We start from the raw sequence: 17,439 nt of genomic DNA on the forward strand, positions 1-17,439 counted from the left end.
GGAGCCCCTTGTCTTCCATTTGTTACTTTAGTAAAGATATTAAATGACGAGGTGGTCCGGCGGCGTGCGAGAGGGTATCCGATGGATGCGAAGGATGAGCGACGGCTGAAGGTCGGCGTGCTCGGTTGCGGGCAGATCGCGCAGGCAGCGCATTTTGAGAGTGCGACCAAGGCAAAGAATGCCGAGTTGTTCGCCATCTGCGACGTCGCCCCGGACTTGCTCGCCCGTATGGCCGCGATGCATGCGCCGGAAAAGACCTTCGATAGCTACGACGCCATGCTGGCCGATCCCGAGCTTGATGCCGTGATCATCGCGACCGCCGACGCTTTTCATGTACCGGCCGCCAAGTCGGCGCTCGCCGCCGGCAAGCATGTTCTCTCGGAGAAGCCGATCGGCATCACCGTCGAGGAGGTCGAGGCGCTCAAGGCGACCGTTGAGGCATCCGGCAAGGTGCTGCAGGTCGGACACATGAAGCGTTTCGATGCCGGTCTCGAGAGCGCCAAGGACTTCATCGACGGCGAAATGGGCGAGATGCTGGCGCTCAAGGCGTGGTACTGCGATTCGACGCATCGCTACGCCATGACCGACGCCGTGCAGCCGCTGATCGTGACGAGCGCCGGCTCGAAGCGGCCGTCCGGCAATCCGAAGGCCGATCTCCGCCGCTATTTCATGCTCGCCCACGGCAGCCACCTGCTCGATACGGCGCGCTATTTCGCCGGACCGATCGTCGAGGTCGATGCGCATTTCCGCGAGCGCTTCAACGCCTATTGCTGGTTTGTCGATGTCGCCTTCGAAAATGGCACCTTCGGCCATCTCGACCTGACGATCCCGGTACGCATGGACTGGCACGAGGGCTTCCAGATCTATGGCGAGCGCGGCAGCATTGTCGGCAAGACCTATAACCCCTGGTACTACAAGAGCTCCGACGTCGACATTTTCCGCGAGGCGACTGGTGCAACGTCGCGCGTGCTCGGCGCCGACGGCCATTTCTACCGGCGCCAGCTTGAAGGATTCGCATCGGTAATCCTTGACGGCGCACCGATGCGTGGTGCCGATATCGAGGATGGCGTCGCCTGTGTGCGCGGCATGGTGGCCGTCGCGGAATCGGCGCGCATCGGCCAGCCGGTCAAGCTGGCTGACGTGTCGGGAGCGCTCTGATGCAGCTCGGGATCTTCGCCAAGACCTTCCCGGGCACGACGCCAGACGCCGTGCTCGCCGCCGCGCGCGACGCCGGCTATGGGGCCGTGCAATACAACATGGCCTGTTCGGGGCTGCCTTCACTGCCGGTGTCGATCGATCGCGCTATTGCCCGTGCGGTCGCGGCTGCGTCGAAACACACAGGCGTCGCGATCGCGGCGCTCTCGGCAACCTACAACATGATCCATCCCGATCTATCGGTCCGCGAGGAGGGCCGCGCCAGCTTCGCGGCGCTCGCGGCGGCCGCGCCGATCATGGGAACGCGGCTCCTCACGGTCTGCACCGGCAGCCGCGACGCCGACGACCAATGGCGCCACCATCCCGACAATGATGGCCCAGCCGCATGGCACGACCTGATGGCGGAATTCGAGCATCTGCTGCCGATCGCCGAAGCGCATGACATCGCAATCGGTGTCGAGCCCGAACTCGGCAATGTCGTCTCGTCGGCGGTGAAGGCACGGGAGCTGCTCGATCACTTCGGCAGCCCACGTATCAGGATCGTGCTCGATCCCGCCAATCTGTTCGAAATCGCATCGCCCGCTGAGCGCGAGACGCTGGTCGACCAGGCGGTGCAACTGCTGGGCGACGCCATCGCGATGGCCCACGCCAAGGACCGCCACGCCGATGGCAGCTTTGCGGCCGCCGGGGACGGCGTCATCGATTTCCGGCATTTCATCGGGGCCCTGAGGCAGGCCGGTTTTGACGGCCCGCTGGTGACCCATGGGCTTGCGGCGGGCGATGCCGCCCGGGTCGCGGCCTTCCTCGAAGCCTCGGGCGCCTCCGAATGATCCGGGGGCGCCTCGACCGAGAAGGTCTCGCCCTTTCCACGGCGCGGAGCGGCCAGGGGCGGACGATGCTGTTCCAGCACGGGCTCTGCGGCGACGCCGCCCAGCCGGCCGAACTGTTTCCACGGCTTCCGGATTGGTCGTGCCTGACGCTCGAATGCCGCGGCCATGGCCTTTCCGAAGCTGGCCCGGCCGACCGCTTCTCGATCGCGACTTTCGCGGATGATGTCGCGGCGCTGATCGAGGCGGAGGCGGGGGGCCCGGTCGTCATCGGTGGGGTCTCGATGGGCGTGGCGATCGCGCTCCGCCTGGCGGTCACGCGGCCCGATCTCGTCGCCGGCCTCGTTCTCGTGCGCCCCGCCTGGTTCGTCGAGGCCGCACCAGCCAACATGATGCCGAACGCTGTTGTGGGCGAGCTGTTGCGCGATCACGCTCCCGCCGAAGCGCGCGTGTTGTTCGAGAATTCCTCTGTCGCTGCCGAACTTGCCGAGCGCGCGCCGGATAATCTCGCGTCGTTGCGGGGGTTCTTTCAGCGCACCCCGATCGCCACGACGTCGGAACTGCTCCTCCGCATCTCCGCCGATGGGCCTGGCATCGACGTCGATGCGATCGCCGGGCTCGATGTTCCGACGATTGTCATCGCGCATGAGCAGGACGCCATCCATCCGCTTCGCCATGCGGAGAAGCTGGCAGCAACAATTCCCTCGGCCCGGCTCGCCCGCATCACGCCCAAAGCCGTGAGCCGCGAAGCCTATGTCAGCGATGCCCGCGCCGCGCTATCCGATTTCCTGAAGGAGATTTCGCCATGAAACCCGAAGCCGGCTGGTTCGAGGCCTTGCCGAAAGACCGTCTTCTTGCCGAGTTCTCGCTCTGGTCGGCCGATCTTGGGCGCCTCGCCGAGGATGTCGCGCGGGTCGATCCATTCGTGGACATTTATCATGTCGATGTCGCGGACGGCCATTTCTCCCCCGCGCTCCTGTATTTTCCCGATCTTCTCGTCGCCGTTCGCAAGGTCACGGCCAAACCGGTTCATGTTCACCTGATGGTCGAGGATGCCATCCTCGGGGCGCAGATCGAGCAGTTTGCCGAGGCGGGCGCCGATCTCATCAGCATCCATGCCGAGAACGGAAATCTCGACGCCGGGCTCGACCTGATCGCGCGGCTCGACCTCCCGTCCGGCATCGTCCTGAAACTGGAGACGCCCGTTGCGGCCGTAGCCGATTATCTCGATCGCATCAGCCTGTTGACGCTGCTTGGAACACGCATCGGCGTGAAGGGGCAGGGGCTCGATCCGTCTGCGACCACCCGCCTTCGCGAAGCGGCTAAGCTGATCGAGCGCGCCGGCCGCACCGGAGATCTCCGGCTCGCCGCCGATGGCGGCATTCGCGACAACACCGTGCCGGATCTGAGGTCGAGCGGCGCCGAGACGATCGTCATGGGTTCGCTCGCCTTCGGCGCGCCGGATCTTCCGGCACGCATCGACTGGGTCCACAGCCTGCCGCTCGCCCGCTGAAGCATGAGTGGCCGGCTCGCCATAGCGATCGATCTCGGCGGGACGCAGTTGCGCGCCGCCCTTGTCGATGGCGCCAAAGTGCTGAGGCGTGCGGCCGAGCCGACGGATGCAGCCGGTGGCCCGGAGGCCGTGCTCGGACAGATGCGACGGCTCATCGCCAGCGTCGAGGCAGATACGGATCGGGCCGCAATCGCCGGTATCGGCATTTCGGCGCCGGGACCGCTCGACGGCGTCACCGGCACGATCCTGCACATCCCGACGCTGCCCGGCTGGGATGATTATCCGCTTCGTGACCGTCTTCATGAAGCGACCGGTCGGACCGTCTGTCTGGAAAATGACGGCATTGCCGCCGCCGTTGGCGAGTGGCGTCACGGCGCCGGGCAGGGCCTCGACCATCTTGTCTATGTCACGGTCTCGACCGGCATTGGCGGCGGCGTCATCGCCGATGGAAGAGTGCTGCATGGTCGCCGGGGCATGGCTGGCCATGTCGGCCATTTCAGCATGACGCCGGATGGCCCGCGCTGCCCCTGCGGCGTGGTCGGCTGCTTCGAGGCGCATGCCTCGGGCACGGCGCTCGGCAAGCGCGCTCGCGCTGCTGCGCTCGCTCATCCTGAAAGTGCCCTCGGTGCTTTGGCGCGGGAAGGTCATGTCGACGCGCGCCATGTCATGGCGGCAGCGCGTGACGGCGATCCTGTGGCCCGCGCGCTGGTTGATGAGGAGGCGCAGCTGCTCGGGCGTGGCTTTGCCAGCCTCGTTCATCTCTACAGCCCGGAGCGGGTCATCATGGGCGGCGGCGTCACCTCCGGTTTCGCTCTGATGGAAGCCACGATCCACCGCGTCATGCGCGACAATCTGATGCCTGCCTTCCGCGACGTTATCGTCGTCCCGGCCGGCCTCGGCGAGAACGCCGGCCTCGTCGGCGCCGCAGCCTTGATCGTCGATCAGGCCCGCTGACGGTATCCGGTCGCGGGAAGGGCTTGCGACAAGGGCCTGTCATCCCGCATCAAGGGGCGTTCACTCTGCTGGAATGCTCCTGATGGCCCTGACGACACCTGCGACCGTCGCGCTTCGCAAGCTCGGCATCACCTTCGAACTCGTGACCTATGACTATGATCCCGGTGCGGAGCGGGTCGGCCTGCAGGCGGCCGAGGCCATCGGCGAGCCGCCGCACCGCGTCCTGAAAACGCTGATTGCGCAAGTCGACGGCAAGCCGGTCTGTCTGGTGCTGCCGTCGGATCGCGAAGCGAGCATGAAGAAGGTGGCGAGCGCCTTCGGCGGCAAGTCGGCGGCGATGATGCCGGTGCCCGATGCGGAGCGGTTAACGGGCTACAAGGTCGGCGGCGTCAGCCCGTTCGGGCAGAAGCGCAAGCTGCGCACGGCCGTCGAGACCGCCGCGATGGGCGAGACGTACATCTATGTGAATGGCGGCCAGCGCGGCTTGCAGATCCGTCTGTCCCCGGCCGATCTGTTGACGGCCGCCGAGGCTATGGCGGCGGCCATCATCGCGTAAGCTCCGCGCCGAAGCGCCGTCAGGTGCCCTGCGGGCGCAGATGGCGCAGCGTTGCCGAGGCTATGGTGTCGGGCCGGGCACTCAGCGTCACCGATTCTATCGGCTCATCGCTGTCGATCCGTTTGGTGATGCACCAGCGACCATCGTCGACATAGATCTCGATCAAGCCGACATCGACGAAGATGCGCAGTTTCTCGGGCGCGATATCCTCGATGAAGTAGCGCGGCGAGGGCCGTGTGCCCGGGGCCTTGAAGTGCAGCTCGAGCATATGGCCATCGAAGCCGAGCGACAGACCAAAGGTCGGATGCGCGAAGGCCAGGTCGAACGGCTCGCCCTTGGCGCCGATCTCGATCTCGATCTCGCCGAGCCCCATGTTCAAGGCGACGGGGGAGGCGGCCGGCGGAAGCGTGATCGGCGGCTCCGGCAGGCGCAGCGCAGCGACGGTTTCAAGCGGCGGCGTGAACAGCTTACCGTCCTTCCAGACCAGCCGGCGCGGGAAGGTCATGGCGCTCGCGAAGTCGCGGTCCTTGAAGACGTCGGTCCAGTTCGCCGCCCAGGCAAAGCCGAACGGCCCATCGGCACCGGCAATGCCCTGGAAGGCATAGGCGTCGGTGCCATAGTCGAGCTCGAAGCGCTCGATGGGTGCGAAGCTCTTGCCATCGAACCGGCCGATCATCGCGACGGTAACGTTGCGGCGGCGGCTGACTTCGTCGCGTGAGCCGAGCAGGCCGAGGATGAGCGCGTGTAGGCCCTCGCCCTCGCCGTCGAGCGCCACCATGCACGGGCACTCGGCGGGCAGCTTCTGCGTCGTCGGCTCTTGATGCACCACTCCGACGAAGCGCCAGTCGGCAACGCCATCGGGATCATCAGTCTCATAGAGCAGCACCACGGCTGCCGTGTCCGTGCCGCCGCCGAGCACCATCTTCCAGAGCCCGTCCGGCCCCTTGAAGACATAGGGATCGCGGAAATTCTTGCCGAAGCCGGGCAGGCTGGGTGTCTCGCTCACGACGGGTGACGAGGGTCCGACCGTGACGAGATCCTTCGTCACCGCGGTCATCTGCCATTCCCAGTTCGGAAGGCGATCGTCCTCACGGTCGGTGTAGTAGAGCCGCAGCCCGCCATCCGGCAGGTTGATGGCCGAGCCTGAGAAAACGCCGCCGACCTTCTCGTCCGAGGCGAGCAGTTCTGGCCGCGGCAGCACCGTGATCGGCAGATGGGTCCAGTCGACGCCGTTCGAGGTGACGGCATGACCCCAATGCATCGTGTTCCAGCGGTGGCTATGCGGATAGTGCTGGTAAAAGAGGTGCGTCAGGCCCTCGGCCTGCGAGAGCCCGTTCGGATCGTTCATCCAGCCGAAGGGGGGCGCCAGATGCAACAGGTGGCGGGCCGTATTTGGCCGATTGCGCTCGGTGGTGAAGAGCGTGCGGATGCCAGTCTTCAACACGGTCTTGGGGTCAAAGGCATAGGCGAGCGACACCGCCGTCGCTCCGTCGTCGAATGAGAGCGATGCGGGCCCGGCGGCGAGATCTCGCGCCTCGGTTTGCGTGAAGTCGTCCGAGACAGGCCCGCGCAGCACGCGTTCCCCCCTATCCGCGGTGGCCAGCACAACCACGGATCCGGCAGCGTCCCCGACCGGCTTCTGGAAAACGTGCAGCGTCTCGCCCAGGTTGAGCGCAAAGTCGATCTTCATGATGGCAATCCTGACGGGCTTTTCAGCCTTTGACGGCAGAGGAGATGAACGAGCTGACGAACCATCTCTGGAAGGCGAGATAGAAGATGAGAACCGGGATCATCATCATGACCGAAGCCGCCATCGCATTGTTCCAGTATATCGTGCCCGTGCCGAAGAACGAGGCGATGCCGACCGAGATCGGCCGCGCATAGTCGGTCTGCGTGACCATCAGCGGCCAAAGATACTGGTTCCAGGTTTCGATGCCGAGCAGGATGGCGACCGTCGCGAGGACCGGCAGGCTGATTGGCAGGAAAACCGACCAGTAGATGCGGAATGGTCCGGCACCATCGACCGTCGCGGCATCGTAGATGTCGCGCGGGATCTGGATGAAGAACTGGTAGATGAGAAAGATGTACAGCGGGCTCGCCATGAAGGGCAGGATCTGCGCCGCGAAACTGTCCGACAGTCCGATCCTGTTGATGATCGTGAGGAGCGGCAGGACGATCGATTCCTGCGGCACGATATAGAGCGCGACGAGCGCCGCCAGGATGACGGCGCGCCCCGGGAGGCGGCCCCAGGCCAGCACGAAGGCGGCCATCGAGTTCAGGAACACGCCGCCGATCACCGTCACGAACAGGATCACCAGCGAATTCAGTAGGTAGCGGCCGAAGGGCAGGGCGCCCGAGAACACCCACATGTCGCGGAAATTCTGCAGCGTCGGATTGTCGACCCAGAAAGCGCGGAACGTGCCCATATCGGCGAGGATCTGGAAACGGTCCGCCTTGAGGCTGCCGACGACGAGCACGATGAGCGGCGAGACGATAACGAGCGCGATCAGCGAGACTGCGACGAGCTTGATGATACCGCCGATGTCGCGCGGCTCGGAAGAGGCGCGCCGGGGCGCCGCGAGGGGTTCTGAGATGACGGTCATTTGCGGTCCCTCACAACCAGGCGCTGAACGAGCGAGACGGCGAGCACGATGAAGAACAGGATGATGGCGACGGCGGAGGCAAGGCCCAGTCGCTGGTTCACGAAGCCGGCGGAGAACATGTAGTGCACGACGGTCTCAGTCGTGCCGCGCGGGCCGCCCTGGGTCAGGATGTTCACCTGCGTGAACAGCTTGAAGGCCTGGATCGTCGTGATGATCAGCACGAAGACATGCGTTTGCCGGAGCGAGGGCATGGTGACGTGCCAGAACTTCTGCCAGCGATTGGCGCCGTCGAGCGAGGCCGCCTCATAGAGCGAATCCGAGATGCCCTGCAGGCCTGCGAGATAGACGATCATCTGGAAGCCATAGGCCTGCCAAGCCGAGAGCAGCACGATGGCCGGCATCGACCAGGCCGGGTCGCCCAGCCAGTCGATCGGCTGCACCATGCCGAACGACAGGAACCCGACAATCTGGTTGAACGGGCCCGTCGGATACTGAAACAGCGTCGCCCAGATCACGCAGACGACCACCATCGACGTGATTGCCGGCAGGAAGAACAGGCCGCGGAAGAAATTGCGGAACGGCAGCTTCTGGTTGAGCAACAGCGCGATGGCGAGCGCGAAGCCACACTGCACCGGCAGCACCATCACTGTGAAGCGGGCGACGTTCCATAGCGCCTGCCAGAAGTCATGGTCGGTCAGGACCTTCTGGAAGTTGTCGAGGCCGACGAAGCGGGCCGGGACGGGCCGGGGAATCAAGCGCTCGTTCGTGAGCGCGATGCGGAACGAGGACAGGAACGGCAGCAGGAGGAACGCGGCGATGAGTGCCAGGGATGGCAGCAGCATACCAAGTTCCTGAAAGCGACCGCCCCAGAGCGGGGCACGGCGTCGCCGGCCGGCCGTCAGGGTTTCGGTAGACATCTGGATCATCTCCGCCTCTTGGAGAACGCCGCGTCCCCTTTGGGAACGCGGCGCTGTTGGACTTGCGGTTCTGCGCCGGCGAATCCGCCGCGCGCCGGCCTAATTGGCCTCGCCGAACGGCGGATAGCCGTCATTGTCCTCGATGTCGGCGTCGATCTCCTTGGCCGCCTTGGTCAGCTCCTGCTGGGCGTCGGCGCCATCGAAGATGTTCGTCATCGCCTGCTGGAAGGCGAGCGTGATGGTCGGGTAGGCCGGATGCGGCGGACGCGGAACGGCCGTCTTGCCGGCCTGCTCGAAGGCAACCGCCATGGCGCCGCCCTGAGCGTAGAGCGGGGAGGCGGCGGCGAACGACTTCAGGCCCGGGAAGCCGGCATGGTCGCGATAGCCGGCGCGATAATCGGAATCCTGCAGCATGAAGCTGAGGAACTTGCCAGCAAGCTGCGGATTGGCCGCATCCTTCGAGATCGCATAGATCCAGGTGGCATTCGGGCTGGCGCCCTTTTCGCCGAATTTCGGCAGCGGCATTACGACGAGGTCGTCGCCCATCTGGGCTTCGGCCTCGGCATAGAACCAGTGACCGCCCCAGGCGAGCGCCGCCGGCCGGCCGGCCGCGTAGAACTGGTTGCCACCCGCCGACTGCGGAACGACCCAGCCCTTCTTGACCCAGTCCTGCATCATCTTGGCGGCCTCGACGCAGGTCGCGCCGTCGAGCATGCCCTCGGCCTTCCACGTCGTGCGGTCGATGACGTCACAGCCCATGGAGACGAGCAGCGGCTCATAGCCATAGGTGATCCATTCCGACTTGGTGCCGTAGGACCGGAAGAGATCGAGCGGCCACTTCACGCCAGGGGCCGTCGAGAGCTTCTCCAGAGCAGCCTGGAACTCGTCCTTGGTCCAGGCATCGTCAACCGAGGTCGGGATGCGGATGCCAAGCTCGGTCAGCTGCTTGCGGCTGCCATAGAGCACAACGGTCGAATCGGTGAGGCCGATCGCATAGAGCTTCTTGTCGATCGGATAGGTGCCCTGCGCGACATTCGACGGGGTCATGTCGTCGATGATCGCCTGGTCGACCAAGCCCTCGATCGGCTGCAGCAGGCCCGACCAGACATAATTTGCGAGGAACGGACCATCGAGCTCGATGACATCCGGCAGTGCCTTTGCGGACACTGCGGCGCCGATCTTCTCGTTGTAGCCGTCATGCGGGGTGTTGATCAGCTCGATCGTCACACCGGGATTGGCAGCTTCGAATTTCTGCGCCGTCGCGGTGATGTTCTTGATCTCATAGGCATCGCCCTGAAACATCAGCTTCAGCGTTTCCGCTTCCGCCGCCGTCAGGGCGCTGGCCAGCATGGTGCCAGCGCAGAATAGGCTCAGTAAACGTTTACTCAGATGAAACGCCATGGCGTCCTCTCTCCCTCTTAAGACCGTTCCGCGGGGCTTCAGATCGAAGCCCGCTCCACAAGACGAAACGGGATTTCTTCAATGGTACGGGCCGGAGCGCCATGTCCGGCCAGGATCTCGGCAGCGCGTCTGCCCATGGCCCTGTGCGGCAGTGCCATGGTCGTCAGCGGCGGATCGAGCCGCGCCGCGATCTCGACCTGATTGTCGAAACTGGCGACCGAAACGTCGTCCGGAATGCGAAGATCGTGGCGGCGCAAGGCACCGTAGACCTCGAGCGCGACGCGATCATTGCCGCAGAGGATCGCGTCGGGCTGCGCCGGGCCGCTGAAGAGTTCCGCCACATGCTCGAAGACGAGGCTGCGCGCCTGGTTGCTGTAGGTTCCGCGCGTGGCCGGACGCAGGATCGTCTCGTCCACCGTAATGCCGGCGCTCGCATGAGCCTCGCGAAAGCCCTCGGCGCGCAGTTCGCCGGCGAGAAGGCCCGGTAGGTTGAAGAAGGCGATGCGCCGCCGGCCGGCCGCGATCAACCGGCGGGTGATATCCGCCCCTGCGAGCCGCTCGGCAGGCACCAGCGCTGGCAGCGAACCCTTGCTGTCCCTGCAGTTGATCATCAGCGCCAGCGACTCCTGTGCAGCGGCCGGAAAATCGACGATCTGGTGATACATCGTCGCATAGGCGATCGATTGCGGCATAAGCCGCTGCAACTCGGCGATGCCGGCTTCGACGGATCGCCCGCTGCCCGTGCTTGTGACGATCACCGAGAGACCGTCGTTGCGCATAGAGTTATCGAAGGCCCGCATGATCTCGGTCGCGAAGGGCTGCGTGATCAGCCCGTCGGCCACGATGCCGATGATGGGCATCACGCCTTGCCGCATGCCGCGCGCAATGAGGTTGGGCTTGTAGCCGAGTTCATTGGCGAGCGTACGGATGCGCTGGCGCGTATCCTCCGCCATGCGGATGCCGCCATCGCCGCTGAGCGCGCCGGAGACAGTCTTGACCGAGACGCCAAGCTGCCCTGCTATGTCCTGAAGGGAGACCTTCGAGCGCGCCATGTTGGCGTTCCGCGCTACTGGGTTATCGTTTACTCACGTCTATCTGATCCGCGCGGCCTGTCAAGGGCCCTCACATGGGTCCCGCAAATCGCGGAGGCTACGACAGCGCAGTGATATCGCCGGCAGGCGACATAGTTCTGGGAAACTGCCGAAAGACCTTGTTTCGACCGTTTGCGTCTTGTAGACCCGGCGGCGGAGAGGTGGCCGAGTGGCCGAAGGCGCTCCCCTGCTAAGGGAGTAGACGGCTTAAAACCGTCTCGAGGGTTCGAATCCCTTCCTCTCCGCCATTCCTTCTCGTCTCATTTCACTGCGCGTGCGCCGTCCGAGCGGCCTGTCCGCGTTCGTCGCGGCGTAGCGTCAGAACCTGGACGCCCGAGGCCGTGACGGCGACGGTGTGCTCGAACTGGGCGGAGAGGGATCCGTCCCGCGTCGTGACGGTCCAGCCGTCCGCTTCCGTCTTCACGCTGCGCCGGCCGCGGTTGAGCATCGGTTCGATCGTGAAGACCATGCCTTCGCGAAGGGCGAGGCCTGTCCCGGGTTTTCCGAAATGGAGGATCTGCGGCTCCTCGTGCATTTCCCGGCCAATTCCGTGGCCGCAATATTCGTGCACGACCGAATAGCCGTTGCGTCGGGCATGTCGCTCGATTGCCCAGCCGATATCACCGGTCGTCGCGCCGGGGCGGACTGTCCGGATGCCGGCCCACATGGCGTCATAGGTCGTCTGGACCAGCCGCTTCGCTGCGGGGTTTACCGCCCCGACGAGGTAGGTCTTGCTGGAATCGGCGATGTAGCCGCTCTGTTCCAGCGTGATGTCTAGATTGACGATGTCCCCATCGCGGAGCACGTCCGATGGCGACGGAACGCCATGGCAAACGACATCATTGACCGACGCATTCAAGACGAAGCCGTAGCCATATTGGCCTTTGCTGGCGGGCCGGGCCTTGAGATCGTCGACGATGAAACGCTCGACCAGGTCGTTGACCGCCAGCGTCGAAAGGCCTGCGAGAGAGGTGCGATCGAGCATCTCGAAGACCGAGGCCAGCAGCCGGCCGGATTCGGCGAGCAGGGCCAATTCATGCGGCTGCTTCGTCATGAATGGCTCGGCGCCAGTGGTGCTGCCGAGACACCCGCCGATCGGAGCTCGCCGCCGATGATCTCGCTGAAGCTCAGCGTCGGGTTGATTTCGCACAGCATGCCGAGCCTGATCCAATAGGCCGCCTGGGCGTTGATGGACCGGTACGACACCTTGCTGGCCCGGCGAAGCTGCTCATGCAGTTCGTCGTCGATATTCACGATGCCCATCAAGGTCTCCCTATACGATTCGTATATGGATTATATAGTCGCCTGGCCCGAATTGCAGCCGCCTTTTTCGGGCTGCCAACATGCGGCCTGGACGTGCGACGGTCACGGTCCGATGGACGCCACAGTGGGGCGCGCTTTGAGGTATTTGTTCAAAAGATCCGGTCCTTAGAGACTTTTCCTAAAGTCTCTCTCGCTAGCCTGGGAGAACTCGTAGGGAGGAAGCGCGATGATTTCCATGTTCACGGTGTTCTATGCAGTGCTTGCGCTTTGTGGCGGAGCGCTTGGCGCCTATCTCACCAAGGCGCCGCTTTGGGTCGGGCTTATTGCGGCGGCCGCCGGCTTCTTTGCGTCATGTGTAGCCCAGCTCGCCGGATCGACCGTCCTGATCGCTTTCGCGGCGTTCGTCGTGGTGACGGTTGTCGTCGCGCTGGTCCTGAAACTTCGTCCCGCCCAGATCGGTGCGATCGTCGTCGCGATGGTGGTGGTTTCGATGGCGGGTCAGTTTGCCATTGGCTTCGTCGGCGGTTTCGATGCGGCCTTCTCCAAGGCCTTCAACCACGCGCTCCATCGCAGCGCCTGATCTCGCCAGCCGGCAGCAGGAGGGCAAATTCACCGGCGGTGCTATGCGCGGCGGATTCGGCCGCTATGTGCTCCGCTGAGGCGAGCGACCGACGGGCTTGCCGGAGATCTGCCGAAGGAACCGCCTTGCCTCGATCTGTTGCCAACGACGACCCGATAGTCCGTCGCGGGGAAGCGAACCATCCTCATAGGGTATCTAAATGGCCGTGATCGTCGCGGGACTCGGAGGCGCAGCGCTCCTGCTGATCCTCGTCATGACGGCGGCCTGGGCGACCCAGCGTGTTACTGGAAATGCCGGATGGTCCGATGCGTTCTGGTCGTTCGGGGTCGGGCTGGCGGGCGTTGGTCTCGCGCTTTTGCCTGTCGTGGGTGCGGACTGGCCAACCGGCCGCCAGCTCCTCGTCGCAATCGCGGCGGCGGTGTGGTCGATTCGTCTCGGGAGCCATATTGCCGCGCGCTCGCGCGGTAGTGAGGAAGATGCGCGCTATGCCGCGTTCCGCAAGGAATGGGGCGCCGACTTCCAACGGCGCCTCTTCATCTTCCTGATGATCCAGGCTGCGGCCGGCTGGTTCCTGTGCCTGTCGATACTGGCCGCAGCGCAGAATGCGCGGATGGGGCTCGGTCTTCAGGACGCGGTGGCGGTCGCTCTCATTCTCGTCGCGATTTTGGGCGAGGCCATCGCGGACAGGCAGTTGCAGCGTTTCCGCGAGCGACCGAACGCGATCGCCGGGGCTGTTTGCCAGGATGGGCTCTGGGCCTGGTCGCGCCATCCCAACTATTTTTTCGAGTGGCTCGGTTGGCTTGCCTATCCGATTTTCGCGATTGATCTGGGCGGCGGCTATCCGTTCGGCTTCGTTGCGCTGACCGGTCCCGCCTTCATCTATTGGCTGCTGGTCCATGTCTCGGGCATTCCGCCCCTGGAAGCGCACATGATGCGCAGCCGGCCCGATGCCTTCGCAGGATATCGCGACCGCGTGCCGGCCTTCTTCCCATGGCCGCCGCGCCGGCAAAAAGCCTAGGCAAGGCCGAACTGCCGCGCGAGCCAGCTCGTGATGATCGTGGCGAGCCAGGCTGTGACCCCGCTCAGCACTGTGCCCCATGTCATGTCGATCGCGGTGATCGCGATGCCCCAATTGCGCAGCGTGGCGAAATTGGTGAGGTCGTAGGTGCCATAGGCGAAGAGACCGAACAGCGCGCCCCAAAGCAGCGCATGGCCCGCGCCGGCGCCCTTGACGCCCGGCAGCACCGCGAAAACGAGAAGCCCCACGGCATAGAAGAGATAGAAGGCGACGGCTGGTCCTGGCCGGAAGCTCTCGACGAGGATGTTGCCGAGCAACGGGCGATAGATCCGGGTCGCCATGCTGCCGAGCCAGACAGAGTCGATGGCGGCGAACAGGATGAGCGTCACTGCATAGGTGAGGGCGTTGAGCATGGAATCCTCGCGCGGTTGCCCTCCAATAACGAATGGCCGGAGCCGCTGGATCGCGGCGCCGGCCAGATTGTCAGCGAAAGTCCGGCGGCGCGATGTGCCGGACCTCCGGATTTACCAGGTGCGCTTCATCCAGAGATTGAGGGTCCAGGCGTCGCCATCCTTCTCCGACTTGTTCGGACCGGCGCCGTCGGACAGGTCGACATGCGAGTACTGGCCATCGAGCATCAGGTCGAGACCGGTAACCGGGGTCCAGCCCGTCGAGAACACACCGCGATAAGCATCGACGGTGAAGTTGTCGAAGTAGCCATCGCCATCATACGAAGCGTAACCGCCCGTGACCGCCGACCAGACGGACGGCGTCCAGACATGCTTATAGGAGGCGAGAGCCGACCAGCTCGAACCGGGGGCGGCGGCGGCGACGAAGCTGCCATCGACGGTGCCGGTCAGGTTCGCGACCGAGGTGCCGCCAGCGATGCCGGTGTAGGAGTTGGCATTGTCGCCGTATGAACCGGTGACGAAGAACTTGTCGCCGGCCGAAAAGCTGTCGAGCGCGAACTCGACGCTGCCGCCGAGGGCCCAGCCAGTCTTCGCGTTGATGTCGTACGGGTCGGCAATCGAGCCGGTGCCGCCGTTGATGTCAACCGCGTTATTGACATAGGCCGCAGCGATCTTCGTCGAGAAGATGCCCGAGGCGTAGGCCACGGCACCGACGATGTCGGGGATGTTGTTCTGACCGCCCTGGTAGTAGCTGGCGCCAGCGAGCACGGCATCACCGGTGTTGCCGGAAGCGCCGCGGTCGCGCTGGTCCTCGACCGAGACCGAGAGACCGAAGCCATTGACGGCATAGGTCAGCTGGATGTGGTCGGTCTTGGTGTCGGACGCGAAGCTGCCCGTATCGGTGTAGCCCTGGCCGAAGTCGTACAGCGAGTCAAAACGACCGGCCTTGATCGGACCAAGCGAGAGGTAGGCGCTGTCGACATAAGCCGAATTGGTCGAAGCGTTGACCGTCTGCGTCGCCGACTGCGTGAACGAGCCGGTGTTGCCGGACTGAGCACGATAGTCGATGAAGCCGGTCAGATTACCGAACTCGGTGACAGACGAAGCCGTCAGCTGTACCGAAGCTTCCGTGTAGAAGTTCGACCACTGGCTGTTCGGATAGATCTTGTTATAGATGCCGAAGTCGGTATCGCCAAAAGCGGTACCGAACTTCAGGTATCCGCCGACCTTGATACAGGTGTCAGTGCCAGGAGAGTAGAAGAAACCCTTCCCAAACGCATCGCAGACCTTCACATAGTCAACCGGCTCGGCGACAGCAAGATCGGCAGCTTGGGCGGCGCCGGATGCGAAGATCGCAGCAGCCGACCCCAGAAGCAACAGCTTGAAATTCATGTCTGACCTCGTGTTGAGGAAGAAACAAGACACGATTGGATAAGCTGACCGGCCAAGCGCGATGGCTTCGCCGTCAGGTTATCTTTCGGTCAGGTGCCCCCAGAAATAATATAGTGCGGCTGCATTCAGCATCCGCGGCCTGTCACGACCCCTCGCGTCAGGTTGAGCGGAACCTAGCGGGCGCCGACAGCGCTGGCATGTGAAGAGAATGTCACAATTCGAAGGACGCGATGTCCCGCAATATCCGTTGCCAAAATGCCTCAATGCTTTGTGACATAACAAAAACAGAATAATGACTTGCCGTCGTAAAATGGATCGACGTGGCGGCTGAGCGGCCGTGCAACTTGCTGCGTCGCGTAATGTCCGCCATGGCATTGATAGGGATGGAGGTGTCAAAATCCGACTGCAGCGAAGCTTATGCTTGCAGAGAAAGTGAACCCGTGAGCGACACAATAAACTATAGCGCTGACACGGACGCGGCGTGCTTGGGCCGCACAGAGTGAAACCCCTCGATCGCGGCGGTCATCATCCTGCCCCAGTCGCCTGTTTTGCTGCGCTCTCTGATCGTCGATGGGCGAAACGACAGGCGATGGCTGCGCTCATCCTTTCATCGAGCATTTTTTTCGATGAATTCTAGAATGAAAGCGGAGCCGATGGCGGCTCGTTATCCATAAATCAGGAATTGTCGCGGCAATGTTGAAGACGGTTTTGCCCGCATAGTTGGCGGGCTCGAGTTCCGGACGACGCAAGAAAGCGCTTGCTGGCAACCGGAGCACGCGTTACAAACTAGTAATGTTGCTGTGCGAGATAAGTTGTGCAGCGCAAAAATCGGGCGATCCGCGGGGACTACCGATGTTTTTTGACGAAACTGCTCAAGCTGTTGCACCCGACTCCACCAACCTTGGACTCTTCCGCGCCGCAGAGAGAGACCCCGCCGCGACGCACGACGTGGCTATACCGAACGCCAGGCTCGTCGCAAGGGCGTCGGAAATCAATGCCTCACGCTTCAAGCGGGCAATTGATCTCGTCGGCGCCGCTGGGCTGCTCGTCGTGCTTCTGCCTGTCCTGCTGATCATCGCACTCGTCATTCGTTTGGAGAGCCGCGGGCCGGTCTTCTTTCGGCAGAAGAGATATGGTGTAGGTCGAGAGATCTTCACGCTCTACAAGTTCCGTTCGATGAGTGTGCTGGAGACGCATGGTGCATTCAAGCAGGTTTCTGCGGGCGATAGCCGTATCACCAAGGTCGGCGCCTTTCTGCGTCGGACGAGCCTTGATGAGCTGCCACAACTCTTCAATGTGCTGAAAGGGGATATGTCGCTGGTTGGGCCGCGGCCGCACGCCGTGCCGATGGACGACACCTTTGGCCGCATCCTGCCGAACTATGCCGATCGCCATCTGGTTCGCCCAGGCCTCACCGGGCTTGCCCAGATCGAAGGCCATCGGGGGCCGACGGATGCGATGAACAAGATCCAGATGCGTCTCCGCTGCGACCGCGCCTATATCCGGAAGTGGACGCCGCTTTACGACGTCAAGATACTCTTGCTGACACCGACATCGCTGTTACACGCGAACGCGTTTTGAACGTGTCGCTCGCCGATTGGAAAGCCGCTGCCGAAGGGTCAGCGGCTTTTTTTGTGTCTGCGATCGGACGGATGCAGACGTGGCCGACATTTGCCACCGCTCCTTAACAATAGGGCGGCTATATGCTCTTGTCGCTGAGGAAGGTGTTAGCGGATTCGCTGAACGTCCAGCGGCGGTG

General features: G+C 63.6%; 18 protein-coding genes and 1 tRNA gene. 10 read left to right on the top strand and 9 right to left on the bottom strand.

All coding sequences use genetic code 11. From position 1 onward, the window contains the following. Nucleotides 1–81 precede the first annotated feature (81 nt). From LB518_RS05605 to ybaK, 6 genes are all read left to right on the top strand, one after another. The gene (locus LB518_RS05605) at nt 82–1,158 is read left to right on the top strand and encodes a Gfo/Idh/MocA family protein (RefSeq protein WP_224574038.1); all 1,077 of its coding nucleotides are present in this window, start codon (nt 82–84) and stop codon (nt 1,156–1,158) included. Then, the gene (locus LB518_RS05610; RefSeq protein WP_224574040.1) at nt 1,158–1,985 is read left to right on the top strand and encodes a sugar phosphate isomerase/epimerase family protein; all 828 of its coding nucleotides are present in this window, start codon (nt 1,158–1,160) and stop codon (nt 1,983–1,985) included. Before LB518_RS05605 ends, LB518_RS05610 begins: the two co-directional genes overlap by 1 nt. Further along, nucleotides 1,982–2,791 (top strand): alpha/beta fold hydrolase, encoded by an 810-nt coding sequence (locus tag LB518_RS05615; RefSeq protein ID WP_224574043.1) that lies wholly within the window; start codon nt 1,982–1,984, stop codon nt 2,789–2,791. The genes LB518_RS05610 and LB518_RS05615 overlap by 4 nt, the downstream gene beginning before the upstream one ends. Further along, complete coding sequence (locus LB518_RS05620; RefSeq protein ID WP_224574045.1) at nt 2,788–3,495, top strand: ribulose-phosphate 3-epimerase; 708 nt, start codon at nt 2,788–2,790, stop codon at nt 3,493–3,495. Before LB518_RS05615 ends, LB518_RS05620 begins: the two co-directional genes overlap by 4 nt. A 3-nt stretch (nt 3,496–3,498) precedes the next feature. Further along, nucleotides 3,499–4,449 carry an ROK family protein gene (locus LB518_RS05625; RefSeq protein ID WP_224574047.1) on the top strand — a complete coding sequence of 317 codons (951 nt, stop codon included), beginning with the start codon at nt 3,499–3,501 and terminating at the stop codon, nt 4,447–4,449. An 82-nt stretch (nt 4,450–4,531) separates the two neighbouring features. Beyond that, nucleotides 4,532–5,005, top strand: a complete 474-nt coding sequence (ybaK, locus tag LB518_RS05630; RefSeq protein WP_224574050.1) for a Cys-tRNA(Pro) deacylase — start codon at nt 4,532–4,534, stop codon at nt 5,003–5,005. 19 nt (nt 5,006–5,024) lie between these two features. On the opposite strand, the gene LB518_RS05635 is transcribed toward ybaK, so the two are convergent. The 5 genes from LB518_RS05635 to LB518_RS05655 form a co-directional block, all read right to left on the bottom strand. Further along, entirely contained in the window at nt 5,025–6,695 is a 1,671-nt protein-coding gene (locus tag LB518_RS05635) for a GH32 C-terminal domain-containing protein (protein ID WP_224574052.1), read from the bottom strand. 22 nt (nt 6,696–6,717) lie between these two features. Beyond that, nucleotides 6,718–7,608, bottom strand: coding sequence for a carbohydrate ABC transporter permease (locus LB518_RS05640; RefSeq protein WP_224574054.1), 891 nt, complete (start codon nt 7,606–7,608; stop codon nt 6,718–6,720). Further along, entirely contained in the window at nt 7,605–8,534 is a 930-nt protein-coding gene (locus LB518_RS05645; RefSeq protein WP_502845780.1) for a carbohydrate ABC transporter permease, read from the bottom strand. The genes LB518_RS05640 and LB518_RS05645 overlap by 4 nt, the downstream gene beginning before the upstream one ends. A 90-nt stretch (nt 8,535–8,624) precedes the next feature. After that, nucleotides 8,625–9,914 (bottom strand): ABC transporter substrate-binding protein, encoded by a 1,290-nt coding sequence (locus LB518_RS05650; protein WP_502845792.1) that lies wholly within the window; start codon nt 9,912–9,914, stop codon nt 8,625–8,627. A 50-nt stretch (nt 9,915–9,964) separates the two neighbouring features. After that, nucleotides 9,965–10,978, bottom strand: a complete 1,014-nt coding sequence (locus LB518_RS05655; protein WP_224574062.1) for a LacI family DNA-binding transcriptional regulator — start codon at nt 10,976–10,978, stop codon at nt 9,965–9,967. Between the two features lie 194 nt (nt 10,979–11,172). On the opposite strand from LB518_RS05655, the gene LB518_RS05660 reads away from it, so the two are divergent. Further along, nucleotides 11,173–11,265 (top strand) — tRNA-Ser (locus tag LB518_RS05660). Nucleotides 11,266–11,282: 17 nt separating this feature from the next. Here the strand turns inward: LB518_RS05660 and map are convergent. Together map and LB518_RS05670 are read right to left on the bottom strand one after the other, a co-directional pair. Continuing rightward, nucleotides 11,283–12,071 (bottom strand): type I methionyl aminopeptidase, encoded by a 789-nt coding sequence (gene map / locus LB518_RS05665; RefSeq protein ID WP_224574064.1) that lies wholly within the window; start codon nt 12,069–12,071, stop codon nt 11,283–11,285. After that, nucleotides 12,068–12,280, bottom strand: coding sequence for a ParD-like family protein (locus LB518_RS05670; RefSeq protein WP_224574066.1), 213 nt, complete (start codon nt 12,278–12,280; stop codon nt 12,068–12,070). Before LB518_RS05670 ends, map begins: the two co-directional genes overlap by 4 nt. 226 nt (nt 12,281–12,506) lie before the next feature. On the opposite strand from LB518_RS05670, the gene LB518_RS05675 reads away from it, so the two are divergent. Together LB518_RS05675 and LB518_RS05680 are read left to right on the top strand one after the other, a co-directional pair. Beyond that, nucleotides 12,507–12,860 (top strand): hypothetical protein, encoded by a 354-nt coding sequence (locus tag LB518_RS05675; protein ID WP_224574068.1) that lies wholly within the window; start codon nt 12,507–12,509, stop codon nt 12,858–12,860. 199 nt (nt 12,861–13,059) lie between these two features. Beyond that, nucleotides 13,060–13,878 carry a DUF1295 domain-containing protein gene (locus tag LB518_RS05680; RefSeq protein WP_224574070.1) on the top strand — a complete coding sequence of 273 codons (819 nt, stop codon included), beginning with the start codon at nt 13,060–13,062 and terminating at the stop codon, nt 13,876–13,878. Here the strand turns inward: LB518_RS05680 and LB518_RS05685 are convergent. Both LB518_RS05685 and LB518_RS05690 read right to left on the bottom strand, forming a co-directional pair. Further along, the gene (locus LB518_RS05685; RefSeq protein WP_224574073.1) at nt 13,875–14,291 is read right to left on the bottom strand and encodes a DUF2177 family protein; all 417 of its coding nucleotides are present in this window, start codon (nt 14,289–14,291) and stop codon (nt 13,875–13,877) included. The genes LB518_RS05680 and LB518_RS05685 overlap by 4 nt on opposite strands. A gap of 111 nt (nt 14,292–14,402) precedes the next feature. Then, nucleotides 14,403–15,680, bottom strand: coding sequence for a porin (locus tag LB518_RS05690; protein WP_224574076.1), 1,278 nt, complete (start codon nt 15,678–15,680; stop codon nt 14,403–14,405). A gap of 852 nt (nt 15,681–16,532) precedes the next feature. Here LB518_RS05690 and LB518_RS05695 point away from each other — a divergent pair. Then, nucleotides 16,533–17,261 (top strand): sugar transferase, encoded by a 729-nt coding sequence (locus LB518_RS05695; RefSeq protein ID WP_224574079.1) that lies wholly within the window; start codon nt 16,533–16,535, stop codon nt 17,259–17,261. Nucleotides 17,262–17,439: the final 178 nt, after the last annotated feature.

The organism is Mesorhizobium sp. BR1-1-16 (assembly GCF_020165495.1).
GTDB lineage: Bacteria > Pseudomonadota > Alphaproteobacteria > Rhizobiales > Kaistiaceae > Kaistia.